The organism is Streptomyces sp. NPDC055749, assembly GCF_053617235.1.
Genome location: NZ_JBSHFH010000059.1, coordinates 18,848 through 43,044, shown reverse-complemented (window position 1 = coordinate 43,044; position 24,197 = coordinate 18,848). Strand labels below are relative to the sequence as shown.

The following is a 24,197-nucleotide window of genomic DNA, read 5'->3' as shown; positions in this document are numbered from 1 at the left end:
CCATGACCCCCAAGACCCTTCCCGCGCCGCGTGTTCCCGTCGGCGGGCGGCCGTTCCGACTGGCCGTGCCGCCCGTCTCCGGCGTCCTGCACCCCCGGCAGCTCGCGGTGACCGCCGTCCTCGCCGTCGCCGTGTTCCTCGCCCTGTGCTGGGACGTGTCGGTCGGCGAGTACGGCATCCCCCTCACCGACGTCGCCCGCGCGCTGCTGGGATCGGGCGACGCGGGCACGCTGCTCGTCGTCCAGGAACTGCGGCTGCCCCGGGCCATGGTGGGACTGCTGGCCGGTGTCGCGTTCGGGATGTCCGGCGCCCTGTTCCAGACCATGACCCGCAACCCGCTGGCCAGCCCCGACATGATCGGCCTCACCCAGGGCGCGGGGACCGCCGTGGTGGCGGGCATCGTCCTCGGCTGGGACTTCGGGCTCGGCACCCAGGCCCTCGGCCTCCTCGGCGCCCTGACCAGCGCCCTCCTCGTGTACGGGCTCGCCTGGCGGCGCGGAACCACCGGCTACCGGATCATCCTGGTCGGCATCGGCGTGTCCTGGATCTGCCTCAGCGTCACCGACTTCCTCCTGGCGCGGGGCGGCAGATTCCAGGCGCAGGAGGCCCTCGGCTGGCTCGTCGGCAACCTCAACGGCCGTGACTGGCAGCAGGCGGGACCACTCGCCGCAGCCCTGGTCGTGCTGGTGCCCGCCGCCCTGCTGATCGGCCGCCTGATGCGCACGCTCCAGCTCGGCGACGACGTCGCGACCGGGCTCGGCACCCGCGTACAGACCGTGCGGCTCGTCGTCCTGCTCACCGGCGTCGGCCTGGTGGCCTTCGCGACGGCCGCCGCAGGACCCATCGCGTTCGTCGCGCTCGCCGCACCCCAGATCGCCCAGCGCCTGTGCCGCACGGCCTGGCCGCCGCCCCTGGCCGCCGGACTCACCGGCGCCCTCGTCGTCCTCGCGTCCGACGTCGTCGCGCGTGAAGTGATCCCCGGCACCGAACTGCCCGTGGGGATCGTCACCGGTGTGCTCGGCGCCCCGGTACTGCTGTGGCTGCTCATCCGCGTCAACCGCGCGGGCTCAGGAGGCTGAACCGATGTCCAACGCCGAACCCGACCTCCGGGCCGAGGGCCTGCACCTGGGCTACGACGACCGTCCCGTCGTCACCGGCCTCGACCTGGCCGTGCCGCCCGGCCGGGTCACCGCCATCGTCGGCGCCAACGCCTGCGGCAAGTCCACCCTGCTCAGGGCGCTGGCCCGGCTGCTCGCCCCGCGCCAGGGAGCCGTCCGGCTGGACGGCCGCGCCCTGCACTCCATCCCCACCCGGGAACTCGCCCAGCAGCTCGGCATCCTCCCGCAGTCACCCGTCGCCCCCGAGGGCCTGACCGTCATCGACCTGGTCAACCGGGGGCGTTCCCCGCACCAGACGTGGTGGCGGCAGTGGACCAAGGCCGACGAACAGGCCGTGCACGACGCCCTGGAGGCCACCGGCACCACCGACCTGGCCGACCGCGCCGTCGACGAACTCTCCGGCGGACAGCGCCAGCGGGCCTGGATCGCGATGGCCGTCGCCCAGGGCACCCCGGTCCTGCTCCTCGACGAGCCGACGACCTACCTCGACCTGGCCCACCAGATCGACGTGCTCGACCTGGTCACCGACCTCAACCGCCGCGAGGGACGCACCGTCGTGATGGTGCTGCACGACCTCAACCAGGCCTGCCGGTACGCGGACCACGTCATCGCCATGAAAGCGGGCCGCATCGTGGCCGAGGGGGCACCCGCCGAGGTCATCACGGCCGACACGGTGGAGGACGTCTTCGGGCTGCGCTGCCAGGTCACCACGGACCCGGTCAGCGGCACCCCGCTCGTCATCCCGGTCGGCCGGCACCACACCCCCGCAGAGGCTGCGCACTGAGCGGTTCCCCGAGAAACGGGGCCCGGCCTCGCGTCCGGCGGGCCGGGCCCCGTCCGCAGCCGGCGAGTTCATCGCCGTCGACGCGATCGCGCTCACACAGCCACCGTGGGGTCCGTCAGTCTCCCAGGACTTCGGCGGCGGCCTTCAGCTGCCCGTCGATGCCCTTCCGTACCTGGTCGAGTTCCTCGGCGTGCTCCTCGATGGCCTGCTTCTGGTAGGCGACGTCGACGGCGTACCAGACCCCCGCGACATTGTTCTTGATCTTGCACCGGGCGTCCGCGGTGGCGACGGTCTTCTCCTCGGCGGAGGCCGTTTCGCCGAGCCACTTCTCGTCCTCGGAGGCTTCCATCGGGGTCTGGTAGTGGTAACCGCTCTCCGCCATGCAGCGCGACCACTTGGCGAACACCGCGATCACCCGCCCGTCCTGGAGCGACTTGCCGAAGCTGCCGAGGTTCACGTCGTTGGCGATCTGGGCGTCCCCGTAGTCGCCCAGCTTCCGCTGCGCCTCGCCGACGCAGCCCCCGTCGGGCACCGTCCCGCCGTTGACGTTCTGGCCGCCCCTTCCGCTCTTCGCCGTGAGGTCGGCGGTGCCGCTGAGAACCATCCGCTCGGCCGCGGTGGGCTTCTTCCGTCGCTCCTTGGCCGTGGTCGCTCCGGCATCCGTACCGCCGGCGGAGGAGGGGGCGCCGGGCATCCGGTACCCGTGGACGGCGGTCTTCGCGGGGTCCAACTTGCCGTAGCGGTACTGGGAGATGGTCTGGCCCGAGGGCTCACCGACCGGCAAGGGTTCCTCGTACGGGAATCCGAAGCGCTCCATGCAGCGCACGCGCAGCGCGTGCTCGGCCCTCCCGAGCATGGTCCACTGCTCCTCGGTGAGCAGATAGGCCTCCACGGGTACGGGTTCGATCACCGCCGTGGTGATCTCCGATATCTCGGCAGGGGTGGCGGGAACGTCCGTGGCCTTCGCGCTCCTGCCCCCTGAGGGGCTGCCGCAGCCGGCGAGCAGGGCCGCCGCGAGCGAGGCCGTGAGGGCGGCCGAAAAGGTTCGGGAGAGGGACGTTCCCATGAGCGTCGGTTTCCTTTGAAGGCTGAGATCCGGGGCGAAGGCATACGGGGGGCACTCCGCCGGATGCCACCGGATTCGGACGGCCGGAATGCCCCTCTCGTGTCGGTGAGTTACTTGTTGCCGTAGTCGATGAACATCCCGGAGGCGTTGTTGTTCTTCATCGTGCTGTTGAGGTTCGCCTTTCCGTTCGCCGCGATGGTCTGGTAGGCGTACGAGCCGTTGTAGTTCGAGTTGTAGTAGACCCGGATCCGGCTGACTCTGTCCCAGTTGTCCACGGAAGCGGCGTTGTTCTTGACCACGACACCGTTGCCGTTGCTGCCCGCGAGGCTGGTTTCGAAGTACCGGTTGTAGTAGTCCGGGACGTTGTACTCCTGCTTGTACATGGCCCCCTTGTAGTCGGAGTTGTAGTACAGGCAGGCGTGGTAGTCCTCGCAGCCGATGACGGCGTTGGCCGGGGCCGCGAAGGTGAGCATCGATCCGGTGAGGGCCAGGGCTATGCCGCTGGATGCGACGAGGCGCTTGATGTTCATCAGATTCTCTTTCGTTCCATGGAGGCGGAGAGCCAGAAGCTAGCAGGTGCCAATGCAGGATGAACTGACACAACGTCACCGCTATGGGGCGCACCTCGTGGGGGGATCGATCGGTGATCTGGATCACGTGATGGCTGGCCGGGCGCCGCGATGTCCCGTCGAGAGCGTAATTATCAGCCGTGAGGCGTGCGTTTCCAGCCACTCTTGCGCATATGCCAGGGCATCGTGCCGGGTGCATGGTCTGGTGGGCACGACGTTCCCCTTCCGACCTGTGCACACATTCCCGCCCGCGCCCAGTAGTGCGTGGTCAGGCTGGTCGTGGTGGTGTGTGTCTGCCGGGTTCGGTGGTGCTCGAGATCTTGTGAACGATCGTCAGGTCGCGTCCATGTGCGTTGAGTTGGAGTCCGGACACGCACTGGACCCCGGCGCCTGCCTCACCTGCCACCGCGACATACCCACGCCCCCGCCAACCGGACCAGGCCCTAGGCGCTGAGCGCCGTCCGCCGTTCGGCCCGCGCTTCGTCGTAGCGGTCCACCAGCAGCCGGGCCAGTTCCGGTGCGGCCCCCAGGACTCCGGCGAGCACATCCGCGCCGGCCTCCGCCGCACCCGCGGCGATCCGGTCCGGCAAGCGCCCGGGCGCGATGACGTACGGGGCGACCGCGACGCGGCGCACCCCGTCCGCCCGCAGGGCCCGCACCGCGTCGGCGGTGCGGGGAAGAGATGCGGAGGCGAACGCAGGCCGCACGGCGCACCAACCGGTGTGCCGCAGCTCCCGCGCGATTTCAGCGATCACTGCGATCGCCTCCGGGTCAGTGGAACCCGCCGATGCCAGGACGAGCCCGGTCGAGCCCTTGTCGCCGGGGGAGACCCCGGCTTCGTGCAACCGCTGTTCCAGTGCCGAGTTCAGCAGCGGCGAAGGGCCCAGGACCTCCGCCTGCCGGACACGCAGCCGCGGCAGGCGTGTCCGGGCCTCGCGCAGCACCGACGGGATGTCGGTCTTGGCGTGGAAGGCCCGGGTGAGGAGCAGCGGCAGGGTGACGACATCCTCCGTACCCTCCGCGGCCAGGCCTTCAAGGAGCCTGGGCACGGACGGCGCGTTGAACTCCAGGAAGCCCGTCTCCACGCGCAGCCCAGGACGCAGCGCCCGTACCCGCTCGGTGAGCGCGTGCACGGTCGCGGCGTGCCGCGGATCGCGGCTGCCGTGGGCGACGACGAGGAGGACGGGGGAGGTCATGGCGGACTCAGCCCTTCACGAGGAGGCCGCGGCTGCGCAGGACCCGCCGCTCCAGCGGACTGAAGATCAGCAGGTCGATCGCGACACCGACGAACAGGATGAGAAGGATGGCGAGGAAGATCCCCGGCATGTCGAAGTTGTTGCGGCCGTTCTCCAGCAACTGGCCGAGTCCCAGGCCCAGATCGGGGGAGGACGCGATGATCTCGGCCGCCATCAGCGAACGCCAGGAGAAGGCCCAGCCCTGCTTGAGCCCCGCCAGGTAACCCGGGAGCGCCGCCGGCAGGACGATGTGCCAGGTCCCGCGCAGCCCGGTCGCGCCGAGCGTGCGGCCCGCCCTGACGTACAGCGGCGGCACCTGGTCGACTCCGGAGACCAGACCGTTGGCGATCGAGGGGACCGCGCCCAGCAGGATCACCGCGTACATCATCTGGTCGTTGAGCCCGAGCCAGATCACGGCCGGCGCCACCCACGCCACGGAGGGCAGGGACTGGAGCCCGGACAGGATCGGGCCGATGGCGGACCGGACGAACTTCACCCGGGCCACCAGCAGGCCCAGCGGTGTACCGAGGGCCACGGCGAGCAGGAATCCGAGCAGGCCGCGCGAGACGCTGGTCCAGATGACCTCCAGCAGGGTCCCCTGCAGCCACATGTCGACCGCGCTGTCCCAGACGGCGGACGGCGGCGGCAGCTTGTAGTCCTCGGTGACCTGCGCGGTGACCAGCAGCTGCCAGGCCGCCACCACCAGCACCACCGCGAGGAGCGGCGGCAGGACCTTGCCGACCAGGACCTCGCGCACCGGGGTGCGCCGCACCTGTACGGCGTCCAGCGCGTCGAGCCCGGCTTCGAGACCGGCCAGATCGTCGGTCTTGGTGTCAGTGCTGGCCATGTCGGCGGATCTCCCCACGCAGTTGTTCGGTGATCTCGACGGAGAGCTCCGCCACCGCGGTGTCCTCGATGCGGCGCGGCTGCTCGATGTCGACCGTCCACTCCCGGGCGATCCGCCCCGGCCGGGACGACAGCAGTACGACCCGCTGGGCGAGCCGCACCGCCTCGCGCACGTTGTGGGTGACGAAGAGGACGGAGACGTTCGTCTCGCGCCAGATCCGGGTCAGTTCGTCGTGCAGCACATCGCGGGTGATGGCGTCGAGCGCGGCGAACGGCTCGTCCATCAGCAGCAGTTGGCTGTCCTGGGCGAGGGCGCGGGCCATCGCCACACGCTGGCGCATTCCGCCGGAGAGTTCATGCACGCGCTTGCCGAACGAGCCGCCGAGCCGGACGAGTTCGAGAAGCCGTTCGGCCTCCGTACGACGCTCCTGCTTCGGCACCCCGCGCAGCCGCAGGGCGAGTTCGATGTTCTTGCCCGCGGTCAGCCAGGGGAAGAGCGCGTGCTCCTGGAACATCAGGGCCGGCCGCCCGCCGGGGGTCTCGATGGACCCCGCGGTCGGGCGGTCGAGTCCTGCCACCAGATTGAGCAGAGTGGATTTACCGCACCCGGAGGCTCCCAGGAGGGTGACGAACTCGCCGGGAGCGACATCGATCGTGATGTCGTCCAGCACGAGCTGCTGACCCGTGGGTCCTGCGAAGGACTTCGAGACGTGCGAGATACGAGCGGCGTGCTCGACCGCCGCACGGTCCTCGGCCTTGGTGAGGGTGGTGGTCGCCATGGTCGTCACCTCCTGGGAATCCTGGAAATCCTGGATACGGATGGGCGGTCGGGCTACTTGACGCCGAGACCGGCGTCGCTGACCCCGGGCTTGCCCGCGGCCTTCAGGATCTTGTTGAGCGGCTTGAGGTCGTAGATGCCGGTCAGGTCCGTCCTGTCCAGGAGACCCGCCTTCACCGCGTGCTCGGCCTGCGCGTCGAGCGTCGCGGCCAGCGGGTCATCGGTGACCTGGATGGACTCCCACGCCGGGTCGAGGACCTCCGGGGCCAGCGGCTTCCCGCTCAGCTCCTTGAGCGCGGCATTGGCCGAGGCCTTCGCCTCGTCCGGGTTGGCGTTGATCCACGCGTTGGTGTTCACCGTGCCGCGCAGCACCGCCTCGACGACATCGGGGTGCTCGGAGAGGAACTTCTGCGACACGATGATGTTCGTGATCACGAACTTGTTGTCGGGCCACAGGGACGACTCGTCGAGGAGTACCTTGCCGCCCTCGGCGACCAGCTTGGACGCGGTCGGCTCAGGCACCCAGGCGCCGTCGAGGGAGCCGGCCTTGAAGGCGTCCGGCGTCACCTTGTTGTCCGAACGGACCACGGAGACGTCGCCCTTGCCGCTCTGGGCGTCGACCTTCCAGCCCTTCTCGGAGATCCAGTTGAGGAACGCCACGTCCTGGGTGTTGCCGAGCTGAGGAGTGGCGATCTTCTTGCCCCGGAGATCGTCCAGGGTCTTGATCTTCTTCGGGTTCACGACCAGCTTGACGCCGCCGGAGGCCGAACCGCCGACGATCCGCAGGCTCTTGCCCTCGGACTTCGAGAAGCCGTTGATGGAGGGGGAGGGGCCGATGAAGCCGATGTCGATCGCACCCGCGTTGAGGGCCTCGATCTCGGAGGGGCCCGCGTTGAACGTCGAGGGCTTCACCTCGGTGCCGCCGAGCTCCTTGGCGATCAGGCCTTCCTGGATACCGACCAGGGCGGTGGCGTGCGTGAGGTTCGGGAAGTACCCGATTTTCACGCTGTCCGCGGAGAGCTTCTTGCCGCCGGCGGAGACGTTCGCCTTCTTGGCGTCGTCGTCCTTGGCCTCGGAACCGTAACCGCAGGCCGTGAGCACCACGGCGAGCAGCGGCAGGGCGGCGGCAGCGGCGAGGCTGCGGCGGACGGTGGAACGTGGGGCTGACACGGGAGGCTTTCCTCTCGTCGGCCCGGTCCTCACGTCCCTCGGAAGTCAGGGGACGTGGCCGGGAAGTCGGCAGGTCTTCGTCTGAACGGGCGGTGCAGGCGGTGCGGTTGGTGCGAGCGGGCGCGCAGGCAGTGCGCGTACGTCATCACGCACATCGCCCGACCCCGCCCGTGCCGCTGCCGAGGGCGCCGCTGCCGACCCGGCCGCCCTCCTTCGCGAAGGTCGAGAAGACGTCGATACCCATCAGAAGTCCCATTCGGCGTCGTCGCCCGCCGGGGTCTCGTCCTGCGCGGCCCCGGCCACCTCGGCGAACGAGGCACCCGCCATACCGGCGGAGAGCGTCGTGCCGTCCGCGGGGTCGATCAGCAGGAACGAGCCGGTGCGCCGGGAGTCCGCGTACGAGTCGAGCGCGAGCGGTTCCGCGGTGCGCACGACGACCCGGCCGATGTCGTTGGCGACCAGCTGCCCCGGCGCGGGGTGCTGGGAGAGGTCGTCCAGGGTCAGGCGGGACGGGATGTCCTTGACGATCGCCTTGACCGTGCGGGTGGTGTGCTTGAGCAGCACCCGCTGGCCCACCGAGAGCGGCTGGTCGGCCACGTGGCAGACGGTCGCCTCGACGTCCTGGGTGACCGCGGGCGCGTCGCCGACGGGGGCGAGCAGGTCACCGCGCGAGACGTCGATGTCGTCGGCCAGCCGGATGGTGACGGACTGCGGTGCCCACGCGACGTCGACGCTCTCGCCGAGCGCGTCGATCCCGGCGATCGTCGAGGTGCGGCCCGAGGGCAGGACGGTGACGGACTCGCCGACCCGGAAGGCGCCCGCGGCGATCTGGCCCGCGTAACCACGGTAGTCGGGGTGCTCGGCGGTCTGCGGACGGATGACGTACTGGACGGGGAACCGGGCGTGGCAGGCGGTGAGGTCGTGGCTGACCGGCACCGTCTCCAGGTGCTCCAGCACGGTCGGGCCGCCGTACCAGTCCATGTTGGCGGAGGGCTCCACGACGTTGTCACCGGCGAGTGCGGAGATCGGGATCGCGGTGATCTCCGGGACGCCGAGGGACGCCGCGTACGCGGTGAACTCCTTGGCGATGGCGGCGAACACGGGCTCCGCGTACTCGACCAGGTCCATCTTGTTGACGGCCAGGACGACGTGCGGGACGCGCAGGAGCGCGGCGACGGCGGCGTGCCTGCGGGTCTGCTCGACGACACCGTTACGGGCGTCGACCAGGACCACGGCCAGTTCGGCGGTCGAGGCGCCGGTGACCATGTTGCGGGTGTACTGCACATGGCCCGGGGTGTCGGCGAGGATGAACCGGCGGGCAGGCGTGGCGAAGTAGCGGTAGGCGACATCGATGGTGATGCCCTGCTCGCGCTCGGCCCGCAGCCCGTCGGTCAGCAGCGCCAGGTCGGGCGCCTCCTGGCCCCGGTTGCGGGACGCGTGCTCCACGGCCTCCAGCTGGTCGGTGAGGACCGACTTGGAGTCGTGCAGGAGCCGTCCCACGAGGGTGGACTTGCCGTCGTCGACCGAGCCCGCGGTGGCGAAGCGAAGCAGCGTGGTGGTCGACACCTCGGCGGCCTGCTGGATGGGTGTGGTCATGTTAGAAGTACCCCTCGCGCTTACGGTCTTCCATCGCGGCCTCGGACATCTTGTCGTCGGCGCGCGTCGCGCCCCGCTCCGTGAGACGGGAGGCGGCGATCTCGGTGATCACGGCGTCCAGCGTGGTGGCGTCGGAGTCGACGGCGCCGGTGCAGGACATGTCGCCGACGGTGCGGTAGCGCACCAGCCGGGTCTCGACGCTCTCGTGGTCCTTGGGACCGCCCCACTCGCCCGCGGTCAGCCACATCCCGGAGCGGTTGAAGACCTCGCGCTCATGGGCGAAGTAGATCTCGGGGAGCTCGATGCCCTCGCGCTCGATGTACTGCCAGACGTCGAGCTCCGTCCAGTTCGAGATCGGGAAGACCCGGACGTGCTCACCGGCCGCGTGGCGGCCGTTGTAGAGCTGCCACAGCTCGGGGCGCTGACGGCGCGGGTCCCACTGGGAGAACTCGTCGCGCAGCGAGAAGACCCGCTCCTTGGCGCGCGCCTTCTCCTCGTCGCGGCGTCCGCCGCCGAACACCGCGTCGAAACGGTGCTGCTGGATGGCCTCGGTCAGCGGAACCGTCTGCAGCGGGTTGCGGGTGCCGTCGGGGCGCTCGCGGAGCTTCCCGGCGTCGATGTACTCCTGTACGGAGGCGACGTGCAGCCGCAGCCCGTACTTCTCGACCGTGCGGTCCCGGTACTCCAGGACCTCGGGGAAGTTGTGCCCCGTGTCGACGTGCAGCAGCGTGAACGGCACCGGCGCGGGCGCGAACGCCTTGAGCGCCAGGTGCAGCATCAGGATCGAGTCCTTGCCGCCGGAGAACAGGATCACCGGCCGCTCGAACTCCCCCGCCACCTCGCGGAAGATGTGCACCGCCTCGGACTCCAGGGAGTCCAGGTGGCTGAGCGCGTAAGGATGGACGGTGCCTTCCGGCACGGTGGCGACGGTCGTCACGCCAGGCCCCTCTCGGTGAGCAGCGCGCGAAGCGCGGCTGCGGACTCCTGCACGGTCTGCTGGTGCGACTCGATCCGCAGATCGGGCGTCTCGGGTGCCTCGTAGGGGTCGTCGACCCCGGTCAGGCCACTGATCTCGCCCGCTGCCTGCTTGGCGTAAAGCCCCTTCACGTCACGCTCGGAGCACACCTCGACGGGGGTCGCGACGTGCACCTCCAGATAGGCGGTGCCCTCGGTGCGGTGGCGCTTGCGGACCGCGTCGCGGCTGTCCGCGTACGGCGCGATGACCGGGACCAGCACCTTCACACCGTTGGCCGCGAGCAGTTCGGCGACGAAGCCGATCCGCTGCACGTTGGTGTGGCGGTCCTCGCGGGAGAAGCCGAGCCCCGCGGAGAGGAACTCGCGGATCTCGTCGCCGTCGAGCACCTCCACCTTGTGCCCGTCACCGCGCAGGCGGCCCGCCAGCTCGTACGCGATGGTCGTCTTGCCCGCGCTCGGCAGACCGGTCAGCCAGACGGTGGCCCCCGTCTCCGTCACGCTCATCGAAGTCTCCTGATCCGTTGTCATCAGCCGTGCAGTCCGCACTCGGTCTTGCCCCGGCCGGCCCAGCGGCCGGCGCGTGCGTCCTCGCCCTCCAGCACCCGCCGGGTGCAGGGCGCGCAGCCCACGGAGGCGTATCCGTCCATCAGGAGCGGGTTGGTCAGGACGCCGTGTTCGGCAACATAGGCATCCACGTCGTCCTGCGTCCACGAGGCGATCGGCGAGATCTTGACCTTGCGCCGCTTCTCGTCCCAGCCCACCACCGGCGTGTTCGCCCGGGTCGGTGATTCGTCCCGCCGCAGGCCGGTGGCCCAGGCGGTGTACGAAGTCAGGCCGTCCTCAAGGGGCTTGACCTTCCGCAGTGCGCAGCACAGGTCGGGGTCGCGGTCGTGCAACTTCGGCCCGTACTCGGCGTCCTGCTCGGCCACGGTCTGCCGGGGGGTGAGGGTGATGACGTTCACGTCCATCACCGCGTCCACCGCGTCCCGGGTCCCGATGGTCTCCTCGAAGTGGTAGCCGGTGTCGAGGAACACGACGTCCACACCGGGGGCGACGCGCGAGGCGAGATGGGCGACCACCGCGTCCTCCATCGAGGACGTCACGCAGAATCGCGTCCCGAAGGTGTCGGTCGCCCACTTCAGGATGTCGAGCGCGGAGGCGTTCTCCAGCTCCCGGCCCGCGTTCTCGGCCAGTTCCCTCAGAGCCTCGTCGGTGAGCTCGGCGGTTTGCAGAGTGTCCGTCATATCCCGTCCCCTTCAACGTCGTTGCGCTTCAGCCCCTGGGACAGCAGCCCCAGGAACTTCAGCTGGAACGCGCGGTTGCAGGAAGCACATTCCCAGGCGCCGTGCCCGGTCTCGTGCGGGCGCAGGTCCTCGTCGCCGCAGTACGGGCAGTAGAACGGCGCGGCTCGTTCGCTCATGACAGCGACTCCGCACTGGCCCGGGCGGCCCAGGTCGCGAAGCGCTCGTCGTCCTCGCGCTCCTCCTGGAAGCGGCCGAGTACGCGCTCGACGTAGTCGGGCAGTTCGGCCGAAGTGACCTTGAGGCCACGGACCTTGCGGCCGAAGCCGGCCTCCAGGCCCAGGGCGCCGCCGAGGTGCACCTGGTAGCCCTCGACCTGGTTGCCGTCCTCGTCGAGCATGAGCTGGCCCTTGAGGCCGATGTCGGCCGTCTGGATACGGGCGCAGGCGTTCGGGCAGCCGTTGATGTTGATCGTCAGCGGCTCCTCGAACTCCGGCATGCGGCGCTCCAGTTCGTCGATGAGCGAGGCGCCGCGCGCCTTCGTCTCGACGATCGCCAGCTTGCAGAACTCGATGCCGGTGCAGGCCATCGTGCCCCGCCGGAACGGCGAGGGCTTCACCTGGAAGTCCAGCGCCTCCAGACCGGCGACCAGCGAGTCGACCTGGTCCTGCTCCACATCGAGGATGATCATCTTCTGCTCGACGGTGGTACGGAGCCGGTCCGAGCCGTGCGCCGCCGCGAGGTCGGCGATCTTGGCCAGCGTCGAGCCGTCCACACGGCCGACCCGCGGGGCGAAGCCGACGTAGAACCGGCCGTCGCGCTGCTGGTGGATGCCGATGTGGTCGCGCCAGCGTGAGGAGGGCTGGGCGGGGGGAGGCCCGTCGAGCAGCGGGCGCTTGAGGTACTCGTCCTCCAGCACCTGGCGGAACTTCGCGGGACCCCAGTCGGCCATCAGGAACTTCAGACGGGCGCGGGTCCGCAGCCGCCGGTAGCCGTAGTCGCGGAAGATGCCGACGACGCCGGCCCAGACGTCCGGGACCTCGTCGAGCGGCACCCAGGTGCCGAGCCGCTCCGCGAGCCTCGGGTTGGTGGAGAGCCCGCCGCCGACCCAGACGTCGAAGCCGGGGCCGTGCTCGGGGTGGTCGACACCGACGAACGCAATGTCGTTGATCTCGTGGACCACGTCCTGCACGGGCGAGCCGGAGATCGCGGTCTTGAACTTGCGGGGCAGGTTCGAGAACTCGGGGCTGCCGATGTAGCGGTCGTGGATCTCGTCGACCGCCGGTGTGCCGTCGATGATCTCGTCCGCCGCGATACCCGCCACCGGCGAACCGATGATCACGCGGGGGCAGTCGCCGCACGCCTCGGTGGTGGAGAGCCCGACGGCCTCCAGCTTCTCCCAGATCGCCGGAACGTCCTCGATGCGGATCCAGTGCAGCTGGACGTTCTGCCGGTCGGTGATGTCGGCGGTGCCCCGCGCGTACTCCTGCGAGATCTCGCCGATGACCCGCAGCTGCGCGGCGGTCAGCCGGCCGCCGTCGATGCGGACCCGGAGCATGAAGAAGCGGTCGTCCAGCTCCTCCGGCTCCAGGATCGCGGTCTTGCCGCCGTCGATGCCGGGCTTGCGCTGGGTGTACAGACCCCACCAGCGCATGCGGCCACGAAGGTCGTTGGGGTCGATCGAGTCGAAGCCGCGCTTGGAGTAGATCGTCTCAATACGTGTCCGCACGTTGAGACTGTCGTCGTCCTTCTTGAACTGCTCGTTCCCGTTGAGCGGGGTGAAGTGCCCCATGGCCCATTGGCCCTCGCCACGGTGGCGTCCGGCCTTGCGGCGGGGCGCGGTGGTCGCAGGCTGTTCCGGGGTGGCGGCCATGACAATACGTCCTTCGGGACTGCGGGAGGGCGGCTCTGAACTGCACACTCGCGCGGAGGCGCGGCGGTGCGCTGAGTCAGCAGAGGTAAGGGGATCGCGGCGGTGCTGGGTGTCTCAGCTCGCCGGACAGATGGCGCTGGACATGCGGCCGAGGTCGACGTGCCGCCGACTCACCAAGGCAATTCCAGTTCCAGACATGACGGAAGCGTGTCACGCGCAGTTCCGAGCAGTCCACCACGATCCACAATGTGGACGACATAGTCCCGAAGGGTGAGACATTGTGTCGCCCGTCACTCCCGCGGGGTCGACAAGTCGACTCAGATGACGTGGGCACCGGGCCAGGGTCCGGGCGTTTCCACGTCCGCCTCCTGCTCGGTCCGGGTGTCGAAGAGCCGGAAACCCCGCCGCAGGTAGTTGTCCATGGCGTGCGGACCGTCCTTGGAGCAGGTGTGGAGCCATACCCGCTTCGTCGGCGTCCGCTCGGGCCAGCGCTCGGCCAGGTCCCAGGCACGTGCCACGCCGACCGAGAGGAGGTGCCCGCCGATCCGCCGTCCCCGGAAGGCCGGGATCAGGCCGAAGTACATGATCTCCACGACGCCGTCGTCCTGCGGGTCGAGCTCCACGTATCCGGCCGGGGTGCCGTTCTCGTACGCCACCCACGTCTCGGCCCCCGGCCGGTTCAGGGCCTCCTGCCACTGCGCGTACGACATCCCGAGCCGGTCGGTCCACTGGATGTCGCCGCCGACCGCCGTGTAGAGGAAGCGGCTGAACTCCGGCAGCGGCCTCTCGGAGCGCACGACCCGCACATCGCCCTCGGGATCGGCCGAGGGGCGCAGGTCGGCGGGCGAGGACTGCTCCAGGGACCAGATGGTCACCGCGGTGGTGGCAGTGTCGGGGCGCGATGGGTTGCTCATACGGCCAGGGAATCACGCCGTTCGATTTCGGCCAAGGCGGGTCCGGGTCCTGGTCCTGCTCAGGGAGTGCTCGCGGCCCCCCGCGCCCCGACCACCACCGGCGCCTTCGAGTGCGGCAGCAGATCGGCCGGGTCCCGGGGGTGGATGACCTCCACCTCCACGCCCTCGCCGAAGCGGTACGGGCGGTGGGCGAGCACCTCCGCGAGATGGCGCCGCAGCCGGGAGATCTCGGCCCGGACCGTCACCGTCCTCGTCGCGTCCCCGAAGATGTCCTGCGCCAGCTCCGCCGCCGTACGCCCCTCGGGACGCAGCGCCAGTGCGTACAGCAGCTCCGCGTGGCGCGGCGAGAGCCGCTGGGCCCACGCCCCCACCGGCGTGATCACATCGACCGTCAGCGCCCTGGCCCTGCTCAGATCCAGCACCACCCGGCGCGGCGGACCCTCCGGGCTCGTGTCGGCCACCTGCACAAGCCAGCCGCCGGGCAGCGGCTCCACCTGGCACATGCCCAGGGACGGCAGCCACACCCGGCCCGCCCGCAGGGACTTCGGCAGGGGCAGCCGGTCCACCGGCGGCATGCCCGTGACCGCGGCCAGCCAGCCGTGGCTGTCGACCGCCAGCACCCGGCCGCTCAGCCGGCAGAGAATCGGCGCGGCCACCGACCGCAGCCGCTCGATCGCCGCCAGATGCCGCATCCGTATCTCGCTCTCCGCCAGCTTGGCGACGGAGTCGACCAGCGCCAGTGTGGCCGGATGGAAGGTGCGGGCCGGTCCGCTGATGTCCAGAATGCCGACGAGCCGGCCGTCCCGCGGATCGCGTACGGGAGCGGCGGCGCAGGTCCAGGTGTGCAGCGAGCGGACGAAGTGCTCGGCGGAATGGACCTGGATCGGCTTGCGCGTGGCGAGTGCCGTGCCGATCGCGTTGGTGCCCGTGATCGTCTCCGACCACGCGGCACCCTCCTCCAGACAGATGCCGTCGGCCTGGCGCAGCACCGCGGAATGCCCCTGGCGCCACAGCACCCGGCCGTCCACATCGGTGACCACCATGATCTGCTGCGAGGCGTCGGCGATCGAGGCGAGACCGTTGCGGAGCAACGGCATCACCTCGCCGAGCGTGGAGGCGTTCCGCCGGTGCTCGATCTCGTTCGACCCGAGCAGTTCGCTCTCCGTCGACTGGTCCGGGTCGATGCCGCTGCGCACCACCCGGTCCCACGAGGCGTCGATCTCCGCACGCGGCGCGACCCGCGCGCGCTCGCCCGCCTGCCTGGCCTCGCGCGCCTCGTGGAGCAGTCGCGAGGCCCCGTCGGCCGACGGGACGACCCCACGCGGCTGCCCGGCGTGGCTGGTCCGCATCACACGTTCCCCCTCATCGTTCTTCCCCGTTCGTTCCGCTGCGGGGTGCGGACCCGCGGAACGGCCGGCCGTGGCCGGACGGTCCCTATCCTGCCGTTGTCCGGCGCCGCGTGCGTGAACTCCATCAATGCTTGCAACCCCTTGCAACTCTGGTCAGCGGGTACAGGTCCGGACGAGAGTGACGGAACACCGCACCACGGGGCCTGTGCCCCGTGGCCAGGTGTTGCACAAGCATGGAGGGTGGTGCCGTGTCGGCGCAGCACCACCCTCCGTCGCTTTTCCCTGATCGGCCCGGCTCCTACCGGTCGTAGGCCCGTGCGCGCTCCACCACCGATGCCACGCCGAGACTGTGCGGCAGCGTCCCGAACGCCGAGCCCCAGTCCCCGCCCAGCCGTGAGGCGCAGAACGCGTCGGCGACCTCCGGCGGCGCCCAGCGGATCAGCAGCGAACCCTGGAGCACCAGCGCCATCCGCTCCACGAGCCGACGGGCCCGCGCCTCCACCGCTTCCAGGTCCGCCAGTTCGGTGAGCAGATCCTTGATCGCCCCGTCGAGCCGGTGATCGGCGCCCCGAGTCGTCCCGATCTCCTGAAGGAACGCGTCGAGGGCCTGCGGTTCGCGCTGCAACGCCCGCAGCACGTCCAGTGCCTGTACGTTCCCCGAGCCCTCCCAGATCGAGTTCAGCGGCGCCTCGCGCAGCAGGCGCGGCATACCGGACTCCTCCACGTATCCATTGCCCCCGAGACATTCCAGGGCCTCGCCCACCACGGCCGTGCACCGCTTCGTCACCCAGTACTTGGCGGTGGGCACGGCGATCCGCAGGAACGCCCGCTCCTGCGGGGTGTCCGCGTCGTACGCGGCGGCCAAGCGCATCGCGAGCGTCGTCGCCGCCTCCGACTCCAGTGCCAGATCGGCCAGTACGTTGCGCATCAGCGGCTTCTCGATCAGCAGACCGCCGAACGCGCTGCGGTACGCCGTGTGATGGATCGCCTGCGCCACCGCCTGCCGCATCAGCGCGGCCGAACCGACCACGCAGTCGAGCCGGGTGGCCGCCACCATCTCGATGATGGTGCGCACCCCGCGCCCCTCCTCGCCGACCCGGCGTGCCCATGTGCCGTCGAACTCGACCTCGCTGGACGCGTTGGACCTGTTGCCCAGTTTGTCCTTGAGGCGCTGGATGGCGAACACGTTCCGCGTTCCGTCCGGCAGCACCCGCGGCAGGAGGAAGCAGGTCAGGCCCCCGGGGGCCTGCGCGAGCACCAGGAAGCCGTCGGACATCGGCGCCGAACAGAACCACTTGTGGCCGGTGAGCAGATACTCCCCGTCCGCGGCCAGCGGTTCGGCCCGTGTCGTGTTGGACCGCACATCGGTGCCGCCCTGCTTCTCGGTCATGCCCATCCCGAAGAGCACACCGGCCTTCCGCGACGGTGTCCGAAGCCCCTCCTCGTACACGTTCGACGTCAGCAGCGGCTCCCACTCGGCGGCCAGCGCCGGATCGGTCCGCAGGGCCGGCACCGCCGCGTGCGTCATCGACAGCGGGCAGCCGTGGCCCGCCTCGCTCTGCGTCCACACCAGGAACCCGGCCGCGCGCCGGACATGACCGCCCGGCCTGCCCCAGGCGTCGGTCAGACCCGCCGCCACGGCGTGGCCCAGCAGCCGGTGCCAGGACGGATGGAACTCCACCTCGTCGATGCGATGTCCGTACCGGTCGTGCGTACGCAGTTTCGGCGGGTTCTCGTTGGCCTGAGCACCCCATTCCTGGGCGTGCGCGGAACCGGCGGACCGGCCGAGTGTGCCGAGCTCCTCCCGTACCTGCGCGAGGAGATCGGGTGAGACATGCCGCTCCACGGCCTCGCCGAGGGCGAGATCCGCGTGGAAGACGTCATAGCCGACCAGCGGTGGAACCTGGTTGGTCACTGTGTGGGTGGTGGCTGCCATGCCGCTACGGTAAGGAGGTGCAGGCAGCAAATGAAACACCCGAGCGGCCGTCGGGTCGGCTCCACCGGGCTCGCGTCCTCTACCGCGACGTATCCATGCGGCAGATGGCATGGCGGTTGCTCAAGGACACCGTCAACTCGTGCATCGAGTACCGCATCCTCGGCCTCGCGGCCGAGGCGGCGTTCTTCACCCTGTTGTCGCTGCCGCCGCTGCTGCTCGGCCTGATCGGGCTGCTCGGATACGTCGACGAGTGGACGACCACCACCACGGTCGCCTCCATCGAGCGGAACATCCTCAACGCGGCGCAGACGGTTCTGTCCGAGCGGGGCGTCAACGACTTCGCCAAACCGCTGCTGGACGACGTGACGACGGGCGCCCGTCCCGATGTGATCTCCATCGGCTTCGCGATCGCCCTATGGTCCGGCTCCCGCGCGGTGAACGTCTTCATCGACACGATCACCGTCATGTACGGACTCGACGGGGAGCGGGGCATCGTCAAGACCCGGCTGCTCGCCTTCCTGCTGTACGTCATCGCGCTGCTGCTCGGCGCGGTGGTGCTGCCGCTGCTCGTGGTCGGGCCCGACCGGGTCGTGGAGTTCGTGCCCTGGGGCACGGAAGTCATAGCCGTCCTGTACTGGCCGCTGGTCATCCTGCTCACCATCGCGTTCCTCACGACGCTCTACCACGTGTCGGTGCCGGTCCGTTCGCCGTGGATCGAGGACGTGCCGGGTGCGCTGGTGGCGCTCGGGATGTGGGTGGTCGGCAGCTTCCTGCTCCGGATCTACCTCACCAGCACGGTCGAAGGCCCCACGATCTACGGCTCGTTGGCCGCCCCCATCGCTGTCCTGCTATGGATCGGTATCTCCGCGTTCGCGGTACTGGTCGGTGCCGCGGTCAACGCGGCCATCGACCGGGTGTGGCCCTCGCTCGCGACCGCCGCCGCCCGCGCGGCCAACGAGCGGCTCCGGGCGGCGCAGGCCGCCGAGTTCGTGGCCCGCGCGCGCTCCGCCGTGAGCGCGTACGAGGAGGACGAGGACGAGGAGGACGTGTACATGCCGTCCGAGTTCCCGGAGCGCTGGTCGCGGTTCCTGCCGCCGGACGACGTGAAGTCCCGGCTGCACGGCAGCCGCGACAAGGAGACGAGGACAGGCCCGTAGGGAGTGGTCCCGGATGTACGAGGAGTGGGCGTCGCGCATCGAAGGCGCGGTTCTCTGGACGGTCGACCGCCGTGGCGGCCCCGCCCGGCCGGTCCTCCCCGACGGGTGCATGGACCTGCTCTGGTCCGGTGGCGGGCTCCGGGTAGCGGGCCCCGACACCCACGCGTTCCTGGTCTCCGACGAGGACGAAGGGCCGTGCGCGGGGATTCGTTTCGCTCCCGGCACGGCTCCGGCCTTCTTCGGCGTACCGGCGCACGAACTGCGGGACCGCCGGGTCGCCCTCGACGGTCTCTGGCCCGCCGCCCACGTCCGCGGGCTCACCGAGCGGATCGGTGAGGCGGCCGATCCCGTCACGGCACTGGAGGACCTCGCCCTGCGCAGAGCGGCCGAGGCCGAACGGCCTGACCCCCTCATGGTCTCCGTCGCCGCACACCTGAGACAGGGCCGGTCGGTCGCCGAAACGGCCGGGGCGGCGGGCCTGGGCGCCCGCCAGTTGCACCGGCGCTCCCTGGCGGCGTTCGGCTACGGGCCCAAGACACTGGCCCGGGTCCTCAGACTGCAGCGCGCGCTCGGTCTCGTACGGTCCGGAATGCCGTACGCCGATGCCGCGTACGCCGCGGGCTGCACCGACCAGGCCCACCTGGCCCGCGAGATGCGGGACCTGGCGGGCATGACGCTCAGCGACTATCTGAGGTGCTAGGCGTTGGCGAAGAGAGAGACCGCGCTGCCGTCCGGGTCGAGCACCACCGCGTAACGCTGCCCCCACACCGCGTCCCACGGCTCGAGGTGGCCCTCGTATCCGGCGCCCGTCAGCTCGCCGTACACCGCGTCCACCTCCGCCGGGCTGTCACAGAGGAAGGCGAGCCCGAGGCGCTCGCCGCCCTTCGTTCCCGCCCAGTCGGGATCGAAGGAGCGGACGACGTCCTCGGTGTCCCACAGCAGCCGCTGCCCGCCCGGCAGGGCCACTTCGACATGGGGTGCGGATTCGGCGCCTGCCGGGATGTCGAGCCCGAGCCGGCGGTAGAAGGCGAGCGATGCGCCCAGGTCCGCGGTGGTGATGCTGATCGCGTCGAGTCGTGGAGTCATGATCAAAAGGTAGAGGGGATGCCCGCCGCCGGTCTTGTACGAATCGGTCGCGGCGGCGGACAGCCGGCCTCACCCCGCGCAGTCGGCGGGGGAGGTGCCCGGGTCGGTCAGGGCGAGCCCGAGCCGCGCGCGTTCGGTGACCCAGCGGGTCGGGCGGTGGCGCGGGTCGCCCGTCGAGGCGTGCAGGGACCGGTGCAGCTCCAGCATCCGCCCGGCGCCGACCCGCTCGCCCCAGGCCAGCGGCCCCACCGGGTAGCCGAGCCCGGTCGTGACGGCCAGATCGATATCGGCGGGCGTGGCGAGGGAACGCTCCGCGATCGACGCGGCGACCGAGACGATGGAGGCCAGCAGCCGCTGCGCGACCGAACCCGCCGTGTCCCGGACCACCGACACGGCCCAGGGCTCCTCCCCGTCCGCCGCCCGCGCGAGCACCGCACGGGCGTCCCGGGCGGCGGCCGGGTCCGACGCGGGCGTCACGGCGAGCACCCGGCGCCGACCCGCGGCGGGCAGCGGGTCCACGCCGAACGTGCGGCCGGCCGGCAGCCCGTGCGCGGCGACGGCCTCGGCCACCGTGGTACCCCAGACCGGGACGAGGACGACGCAGTCCGCGCCGGGCACAGGCCCGGCGGCGACGGTGGCGCCCGCCGCCGCCAGCTCGGCGCGCAGCCGGGCGGCCTCCGGGTCCGACGCCTCACCCACGACGTACACCGGACGCTCAGCGTCACCGGTGACCGGCGCCTCCGGGGCCGGGGCGGGCGCCTCGGGGCCGTACGCGAACCAGCCCTGTCCTGTCTTGCGCCCGTGCAGCCCCGCTGCGACCCGGTTCGGGGTCAGATAGGAGGGCCGCAGGCGGTCCTCGTAACGGAAGCCCTGCCAGATCGAGTCGATCACCGCCGCCGTCACATCGAGGCCGGTGAGGTCCATCAACTCGAACGGGCCCATCCGCAGCCCCAGCACCTCGCGGGCGATCCGGTCGATGCCCGCCGGGTCGCAGACCGACTCCTCCAGCAGCGCGAGCGCCTCGGTCACCAGTCCGCGCCCGGCGTGGTTGACCAGGAAGCCCGGGGTGTCGGCGACCGTGACCGCGCGGTGCCCGCAGCTCTCCACCAGGGCGGTGAGGGCCGGCGGGATCTCCGGGCGGGTGGCCGCGCCCGGCACCACCTCGACGATCTTCATCAGCGGCACCGGGTTGAAGAAGTGCAGTCCCGCCAGGCGCGTCGGGTCCTGGAGCGTGGCCGCGATCGCGGTGACCGACAGGGACGAGGTGTTCGTCGCGAAGACGGCCGAGGCGGGCAGCGCCCGCTCCAGCCTGCCGAAGACCTCGGCCTTGGTCGCCGGATCCTCCCGTACGGCCTCGATGACGAGGTCCACATCGGGGCCCGCCGCCCACGGGTCGTCGAGCGGGACCAGCCGGCCGACGGTGGCCGCGCACTCCTCGGCGGACAGGCGGCCCTTCCGCACGGCGCGCTCCAGCATCCCCTTCACGAACTCCACGGCGTCCTTCACCGCCTCGGCGCGTACGTCGCACAGCTCGACGGTGTGTCCTGCGGTCGCCGCCCACTGGGCGATGCCGCGGCCCATGGCTCCTGCGCCGACGATCCTGATACGCATGGCGGTTGCGGTCCTCTCGGTAGGTTCGGTTCCCGGCTCAGCGGAGATAGACGCGTTCGGGGTCGACATCCTCGCGCAACAGGCGCAGCTCGGCCGCGGTCGGGGGTTCGACGGTGGTGACCGTATCGGCGACCTGGAGGTCCCAGCCGGTCGCGGCCCGCACCTGCTCGACCGTGACGCCCGGCTGGACGGCCACCAGCCGCAGCTCGTGGCCGATGCCCTCGCGGGCCAGGATGCCCAGTTCGGTGATGACCCGGGTGACGCCGACACCGAGCGGACGGATGCCCTCGGCGAGCGCACGGTCGGGGCCCGGGGTCGTGCAGAAGTCCAGCGGATCGGTGAAGGAACGCGGAGTGTGCCGGCGCATCACCACGAAGACCTCGCGCGCGTTGGCCATCACCTCGACACCGCCACCGGACCCCGGCAGCCGCACCGCCGGGCTCTCCCAGTCACCGATCACGGAGGTGTTGAGATTGCCCCAGCGGTCGATCTGGGCGGCCCCGAGGAAGCCGACGTCGATGTGCCCGCCCTGGAGCACGCAGCCGAACAGCGTCGGCATCGAGATGACCGCCTCGGCCCCCGTGATCAGGACGGCGTCGGCGATGGTCTCCGGCAGGTGGGAGGGGTGCGCGCCGCAGACCCCCGACTCGTACACCACCTCGATCTCCGGCGCGACCGTCAGATGCGCCAGCTCGGTGGCGAGCGTCGGCAGCCCGATGCCCGCGAACACCGTGCGGCGCGCGACGAGTTCGCGGGACGCCACGACGGACAGCAGCTCCGACGAGGTGACGGGGGTGTCCTGTGCGGTGATGGTCATGACCGGCTCCTTCTCGTATCCCGTACTCGCGGTCTTCACAGTCGGCGTCCGTAGTTCACCGGCTCGCTCAGCGCCTCGCCGACGGCCAGCCCCGCCCAGAACTCCTCGCCCAGCTTCGCCACGTACTCGGCGTGGTCGGCCGTCCCGCGCACCCACTCGTCCAGCCACGCCTGGATGCGGTCCGGGTCCTGGCTGATCTGCGACCAGGCCCGGTAGAAGGCGTTGTCGCGGTCGTAGTACCCCTGCGCGAAGGAGGGATGCGCGCCGCGCGGGCAGACGACGACGGCGTGGACCGCGTGGGCGGGGACGAGCGTACGGTTCGGGTCCGAGCGGATCACCTCGTCGTCCACCAGCTCCTCGACCACGACGACCGCCTTCCTCGCCGCGTACACCGCCTCCGCCTGGATACCGGTCAGGCCCCACATCTGGGTGTTGCCCATCCGGTCGGCGCGCTGCGCGTGGATGATCGTCACATCGGGGTTGACCGGCGGCACGACATAGATCTGCTCCGGTTCGCCGTCCGGTCCCGGATAGGGCGAAGTGACCTTGCGCAGGTCGCTGTTGACGGTCGGCAGATCGCTGCCGCCGTACGAGCGCAGCGGATAGAACGGCAGCCGCTGGGAGCCCGCGAGATAGCGGCAGATCATCCCGTAGTGGCTGTACTCCTCGTAGGCGAGCGGCTCAGGATCGGCGCTCTCGATCCGGCGCCGCAGATTGCCGAGCGATCCGGCGGACGAGTTGCCGACGAAGGAGGAGACGAGCCGGGAGACACAGCCCGCCGCGAGCATCTGGTCCACCACGATGTCGGCGGTCATCCGGACGACGGTGAGGTCCTTGCGGCCCTGGCGGATGATCTCGTGTCCCGCGGCGGTCGGGATGAGATGGGTGAAGCCTTCGAGGCAGACGGTGTCCCCGTCATGGACGAAGGCGGCGATCGCCGCCTTCATCGTCATGACCTTGTCGGTCCTGTCCGGCCTGGCTGTCCTGTCCACGGTGCTCCTCGGCGTGCGCATGCGGGTGGCACCACCGTGTCAGCGGCCATTGATTGCTGTCCAATACCAAATTAAGGTCGCATCAAGACCGCTGATTAATGAATGCCGGCCGAGCGGCAGTGAGGTGTGACATGGAACTGCGACACCTGACCGCGTTCGTCGCCGTGGCGGAGGAGCTGCACTTCGGCAGGGCCGCCAAGCGGCTGCAGATGGCCCAGCCCCCGCTGAGCCAGCAGATCCGCCAGCTGGAGAAGCAGCTCGGCGTGCAGCTCTTCGAACGCAACACCCGCTCGGTCCGCCTGACCAGTGCGGGGGAGTCCTTCCTCGAACCGGTACGCACCGTGCTCGACGACCTCGATACGGCGGTACGGGCGGCCAAGGCAGCCGGACGCGGTGAGTACGGCAGGGTCACCATCGGATTCGCCGGAGCCTCCAGCCACGAGACCCTGCCGCAGCTGACCCGGGCCGTGCGCGCCGCCCACCCCGGCCTGGAGCTCGTCATGACGGGCCAGACGTACGCCAACGTCGCCCTGTCCCGGGTCGCGGACGGCTCGCTCGACCTCGGCTTCGTCCGGCTGCCGGTGACCCAGCCCGGAGTGACCCACCGGGTGATCGACGAGGAGGAGCTGATCTGCGCCCTGCCCTCGGACCACCGGCTCGCCCAGCTGGACCGCGTACCGCTGGCGGTGCTCGCCGAAGAACCCTTCGTCTCGTTCCCCGCCAACACCGGATCCACCGTGCGGGACGCCATGGTCGAGGCGTGCGAGGCCGCCGGGTTCAACCCGCGTGTGGTGCAGGAGGCCCCCGACTCGTACACGATCCTGGCACTCGTCGCCGCCGGGGTCGGTGTCACCCTCACGGTCACGTCCGTCCAGCACATCCAGCAGCACGGGCTGGTCTACCGGCCCCTCGCCGGACCGCCCATCCGACGCCAGGCGGCCCTGGCATGGCGCCACGACAACCCGTCCGCCGCGCTCCGCGCGGTGCTCGCCGTCGCCGAGGAGGCACTGCCGACCCCCGCCCCGGCGCGGCTCGACACCGGCTCGCCCCATTGAGACGCGCCACGTCTTGAATCAGGGGGAAT

At 70.6% G+C, this 24,197-nt stretch carries 25 protein-coding genes; 5 read left to right on the top strand and 20 right to left on the bottom strand.

From position 1 onward, the window contains the following. The first annotated feature begins 2 nt into the window (after nt 1-2). Together ACWGO0_RS31615 and ACWGO0_RS31610 are read left to right on the top strand one after the other, a co-directional pair. Nucleotides 3-1,079: a FecCD family ABC transporter permease gene (locus tag ACWGO0_RS31615; protein WP_453542813.1), complete on the top strand. Its 1,077-nt coding sequence runs from the start codon at nt 3-5 to the stop codon at nt 1,077-1,079. Between the two features lie 4 nt (nt 1,080-1,083). Beyond that, nucleotides 1,084-1,902, top strand: a complete 819-nt coding sequence (locus ACWGO0_RS31610; protein ID WP_453542810.1) for an ABC transporter ATP-binding protein — start codon at nt 1,084-1,086, stop codon at nt 1,900-1,902. 115 nt (nt 1,903-2,017) lie between these two features. On the opposite strand, the gene ACWGO0_RS31605 is transcribed toward ACWGO0_RS31610, so the two are convergent. From ACWGO0_RS31605 to ACWGO0_RS31530, 16 genes are all read right to left on the bottom strand, one after another. After that, the gene (locus ACWGO0_RS31605; protein ID WP_453542807.1) at nt 2,018-2,968 is read right to left on the bottom strand and encodes a hypothetical protein; all 951 of its coding nucleotides are present in this window, start codon (nt 2,966-2,968) and stop codon (nt 2,018-2,020) included. A gap of 110 nt (nt 2,969-3,078) precedes the next feature. Further along, nucleotides 3,079-3,498: a peptidase inhibitor family I36 protein gene (locus ACWGO0_RS31600; RefSeq protein ID WP_453542804.1), complete on the bottom strand. Its 420-nt coding sequence runs from the start codon at nt 3,496-3,498 to the stop codon at nt 3,079-3,081. 482 nt (nt 3,499-3,980) lie between these two features. Beyond that, a complete protein-coding gene (locus ACWGO0_RS31595) occupies nt 3,981-4,733 on the bottom strand; it encodes a sirohydrochlorin chelatase (protein ID WP_453542801.1) in 753 nt (250 codons plus the stop codon). Nucleotides 4,734-4,740: 7 nt separating this feature from the next. Next, entirely contained in the window at nt 4,741-5,619 is an 879-nt protein-coding gene (locus tag ACWGO0_RS31590; RefSeq protein ID WP_453542798.1) for an ABC transporter permease, read from the bottom strand. Then, nucleotides 5,606-6,397, bottom strand: a complete 792-nt coding sequence (locus ACWGO0_RS31585; RefSeq protein ID WP_453542795.1) for an ABC transporter ATP-binding protein — start codon at nt 6,395-6,397, stop codon at nt 5,606-5,608. The genes ACWGO0_RS31590 and ACWGO0_RS31585 overlap by 14 nt, the downstream gene beginning before the upstream one ends. A 53-nt stretch (nt 6,398-6,450) precedes the next feature. Next, the gene (locus ACWGO0_RS31580; protein WP_453542792.1) at nt 6,451-7,566 is read right to left on the bottom strand and encodes an aliphatic sulfonate ABC transporter substrate-binding protein; all 1,116 of its coding nucleotides are present in this window, start codon (nt 7,564-7,566) and stop codon (nt 6,451-6,453) included. Between the two features lie 243 nt (nt 7,567-7,809). Beyond that, the gene (locus ACWGO0_RS31575; RefSeq protein WP_453542789.1) at nt 7,810-9,162 is read right to left on the bottom strand and encodes a sulfate adenylyltransferase subunit 1; all 1,353 of its coding nucleotides are present in this window, start codon (nt 9,160-9,162) and stop codon (nt 7,810-7,812) included. 1 nt (nt 9,163) lies between these two features. Next, a complete protein-coding gene (gene cysD / locus ACWGO0_RS31570) occupies nt 9,164-10,099 on the bottom strand; it encodes a sulfate adenylyltransferase subunit CysD (RefSeq protein WP_453542786.1) in 936 nt (311 codons plus the stop codon). Further along, on the bottom strand, nt 10,096-10,665 hold the full coding sequence (cysC, locus tag ACWGO0_RS31565) for an adenylyl-sulfate kinase (protein ID WP_453542784.1): 570 nt from the start codon (nt 10,663-10,665) through the stop codon (nt 10,096-10,098). Before cysC ends, cysD begins: the two co-directional genes overlap by 4 nt. Continuing rightward, nucleotides 10,665-11,381, bottom strand: coding sequence for a phosphoadenylyl-sulfate reductase (locus ACWGO0_RS31560; protein ID WP_453542781.1), 717 nt, complete (start codon nt 11,379-11,381; stop codon nt 10,665-10,667). The genes cysC and ACWGO0_RS31560 overlap by 1 nt, the downstream gene beginning before the upstream one ends. After that, nucleotides 11,378-11,557, bottom strand: coding sequence for a hypothetical protein (locus ACWGO0_RS31555; protein WP_328906565.1), 180 nt, complete (start codon nt 11,555-11,557; stop codon nt 11,378-11,380). Before ACWGO0_RS31555 ends, ACWGO0_RS31560 begins: the two co-directional genes overlap by 4 nt. Further along, nucleotides 11,554-13,251: a nitrite/sulfite reductase gene (locus ACWGO0_RS31550; RefSeq protein ID WP_453542776.1), complete on the bottom strand. Its 1,698-nt coding sequence runs from the start codon at nt 13,249-13,251 to the stop codon at nt 11,554-11,556. The genes ACWGO0_RS31555 and ACWGO0_RS31550 overlap by 4 nt, the downstream gene beginning before the upstream one ends. A gap of 114 nt (nt 13,252-13,365) precedes the next feature. Beyond that, on the bottom strand, nt 13,366-13,449 hold the full coding sequence (locus ACWGO0_RS31545; RefSeq protein ID WP_309486338.1) for a putative leader peptide: 84 nt from the start codon (nt 13,447-13,449) through the stop codon (nt 13,366-13,368). Between the two features lie 119 nt (nt 13,450-13,568). Then, on the bottom strand, nt 13,569-14,165 hold the full coding sequence (locus tag ACWGO0_RS31540) for a GNAT family N-acetyltransferase (RefSeq protein WP_453542773.1): 597 nt from the start codon (nt 14,163-14,165) through the stop codon (nt 13,569-13,571). A gap of 59 nt (nt 14,166-14,224) precedes the next feature. After that, a complete protein-coding gene (locus tag ACWGO0_RS31535) occupies nt 14,225-15,514 on the bottom strand; it encodes a GAF domain-containing protein (protein ID WP_453542770.1) in 1,290 nt (429 codons plus the stop codon). A gap of 298 nt (nt 15,515-15,812) precedes the next feature. Further along, the gene (locus tag ACWGO0_RS31530) at nt 15,813-17,450 is read right to left on the bottom strand and encodes an acyl-CoA dehydrogenase family protein (RefSeq protein WP_453542767.1); all 1,638 of its coding nucleotides are present in this window, start codon (nt 17,448-17,450) and stop codon (nt 15,813-15,815) included. Nucleotides 17,451-17,467: 17 nt separating this feature from the next. On the opposite strand from ACWGO0_RS31530, the gene ACWGO0_RS31525 reads away from it, so the two are divergent. Next, a complete protein-coding gene (locus tag ACWGO0_RS31525) occupies nt 17,468-18,607 on the top strand; it encodes a YihY/virulence factor BrkB family protein (RefSeq protein WP_453542764.1) in 1,140 nt (379 codons plus the stop codon). A gap of 13 nt (nt 18,608-18,620) precedes the next feature. Then, nucleotides 18,621-19,307 (top strand): helix-turn-helix domain-containing protein, encoded by a 687-nt coding sequence (locus ACWGO0_RS31520; protein WP_453542761.1) that lies wholly within the window; start codon nt 18,621-18,623, stop codon nt 19,305-19,307. On the opposite strand, the gene ACWGO0_RS31515 is transcribed toward ACWGO0_RS31520, so the two are convergent. The 4 genes from ACWGO0_RS31515 to ACWGO0_RS31500 all read right to left on the bottom strand — a co-directional run bounded on the left by ACWGO0_RS31515 (nt 19,304) and on the right by ACWGO0_RS31500 (nt 23,113). Beyond that, nucleotides 19,304-19,693 carry a VOC family protein gene (locus ACWGO0_RS31515; protein ID WP_453542758.1) on the bottom strand — a complete coding sequence of 130 codons (390 nt, stop codon included), beginning with the start codon at nt 19,691-19,693 and terminating at the stop codon, nt 19,304-19,306. The genes ACWGO0_RS31520 and ACWGO0_RS31515 overlap by 4 nt on opposite strands. Before the next feature lie 69 nt (nt 19,694-19,762). Further along, nucleotides 19,763-21,304 (bottom strand): 3-hydroxyacyl-CoA dehydrogenase, encoded by a 1,542-nt coding sequence (locus tag ACWGO0_RS31510; protein WP_453542755.1) that lies wholly within the window; start codon nt 21,302-21,304, stop codon nt 19,763-19,765. Nucleotides 21,305-21,341: 37 nt separating this feature from the next. Beyond that, on the bottom strand, nt 21,342-22,121 hold the full coding sequence (locus ACWGO0_RS31505) for a CoA-transferase subunit beta (protein ID WP_453542752.1): 780 nt from the start codon (nt 22,119-22,121) through the stop codon (nt 21,342-21,344). 35 nt (nt 22,122-22,156) lie between these two features. Continuing rightward, nucleotides 22,157-23,113, bottom strand: a complete 957-nt coding sequence (locus tag ACWGO0_RS31500) for a CoA transferase subunit A (RefSeq protein WP_453542749.1) — start codon at nt 23,111-23,113, stop codon at nt 22,157-22,159. A gap of 131 nt (nt 23,114-23,244) precedes the next feature. Between ACWGO0_RS31500 and ACWGO0_RS31495 the strand changes: the two genes are divergently transcribed. Then, nucleotides 23,245-24,168: a LysR family transcriptional regulator gene (locus tag ACWGO0_RS31495; RefSeq protein ID WP_453542745.1), complete on the top strand. Its 924-nt coding sequence runs from the start codon at nt 23,245-23,247 to the stop codon at nt 24,166-24,168. Nucleotides 24,169-24,197: the final 29 nt, after the last annotated feature.

What these genes read in the sequence shown, in the direction of transcription:
- ACWGO0_RS31510 (WP_453542755.1), bottom strand. Translation starts at nt 21,304, where the DNA reads ATGCGTATCAGGATCGTCGGCGCAGGAGCCATGGGCCGCGGCATCGCC.
- ACWGO0_RS31590 (WP_453542798.1), bottom strand. Translation starts at nt 5,619, where the DNA reads ATGGCCAGCACTGACACCAAGACCGACGATCTGGCCGGTCTCGAAGCC.
- ACWGO0_RS31550 (WP_453542776.1), bottom strand. Translation starts at nt 13,251, where the DNA reads ATGGCCGCCACCCCGGAACAGCCTGCGACCACCGCGCCCCGCCGCAAG.
- ACWGO0_RS31520 (WP_453542761.1), top strand. Translation starts at nt 18,621, where the DNA reads ATGTACGAGGAGTGGGCGTCGCGCATCGAAGGCGCGGTTCTCTGGACG.
- ACWGO0_RS31515 (WP_453542758.1), bottom strand. Translation starts at nt 19,693, where the DNA reads ATGACTCCACGACTCGACGCGATCAGCATCACCACCGCGGACCTGGGC.
- ACWGO0_RS31540 (WP_453542773.1), bottom strand. Translation starts at nt 14,165, where the DNA reads ATGAGCAACCCATCGCGCCCCGACACTGCCACCACCGCGGTGACCATC.
- ACWGO0_RS31595 (WP_453542801.1), bottom strand. Translation starts at nt 4,733, where the DNA reads ATGACCTCCCCCGTCCTCCTCGTCGTCGCCCACGGCAGCCGCGATCCG.
- ACWGO0_RS31600 (WP_453542804.1), bottom strand. Translation starts at nt 3,498, where the DNA reads ATGAACATCAAGCGCCTCGTCGCATCCAGCGGCATAGCCCTGGCCCTC.
- ACWGO0_RS31605 (WP_453542807.1), bottom strand. Translation starts at nt 2,968, where the DNA reads ATGGGAACGTCCCTCTCCCGAACCTTTTCGGCCGCCCTCACGGCCTCG.
- cysC (WP_453542784.1), bottom strand. Translation starts at nt 10,665, where the DNA reads ATGACAACGGATCAGGAGACTTCGATGAGCGTGACGGAGACGGGGGCC.
- ACWGO0_RS31560 (WP_453542781.1), bottom strand. Translation starts at nt 11,381, where the DNA reads ATGACGGACACTCTGCAAACCGCCGAGCTCACCGACGAGGCTCTGAGG.
- ACWGO0_RS31505 (WP_453542752.1), bottom strand. Translation starts at nt 22,121, where the DNA reads ATGACCATCACCGCACAGGACACCCCCGTCACCTCGTCGGAGCTGCTG.
- ACWGO0_RS31495 (WP_453542745.1), top strand. Translation starts at nt 23,245, where the DNA reads ATGGAACTGCGACACCTGACCGCGTTCGTCGCCGTGGCGGAGGAGCTG.
- ACWGO0_RS31615 (WP_453542813.1), top strand. Translation starts at nt 3, where the DNA reads ATGACCCCCAAGACCCTTCCCGCGCCGCGTGTTCCCGTCGGCGGGCGG.
- ACWGO0_RS31545 (WP_309486338.1), bottom strand. Translation starts at nt 13,449, where the DNA reads ATGTCTGGAACTGGAATTGCCTTGGTGAGTCGGCGGCACGTCGACCTC.
- ACWGO0_RS31535 (WP_453542770.1), bottom strand. Translation starts at nt 15,514, where the DNA reads ATGCGGACCAGCCACGCCGGGCAGCCGCGTGGGGTCGTCCCGTCGGCC.
- ACWGO0_RS31530 (WP_453542767.1), bottom strand. Translation starts at nt 17,450, where the DNA reads ATGGCAGCCACCACCCACACAGTGACCAACCAGGTTCCACCGCTGGTC.
- ACWGO0_RS31610 (WP_453542810.1), top strand. Translation starts at nt 1,084, where the DNA reads ATGTCCAACGCCGAACCCGACCTCCGGGCCGAGGGCCTGCACCTGGGC.
- ACWGO0_RS31575 (WP_453542789.1), bottom strand. Translation starts at nt 9,162, where the DNA reads ATGACCACACCCATCCAGCAGGCCGCCGAGGTGTCGACCACCACGCTG.
- ACWGO0_RS31555 (WP_328906565.1), bottom strand. Translation starts at nt 11,557, where the DNA reads ATGAGCGAACGAGCCGCGCCGTTCTACTGCCCGTACTGCGGCGACGAG.
- ACWGO0_RS31585 (WP_453542795.1), bottom strand. Translation starts at nt 6,397, where the DNA reads ATGGCGACCACCACCCTCACCAAGGCCGAGGACCGTGCGGCGGTCGAG.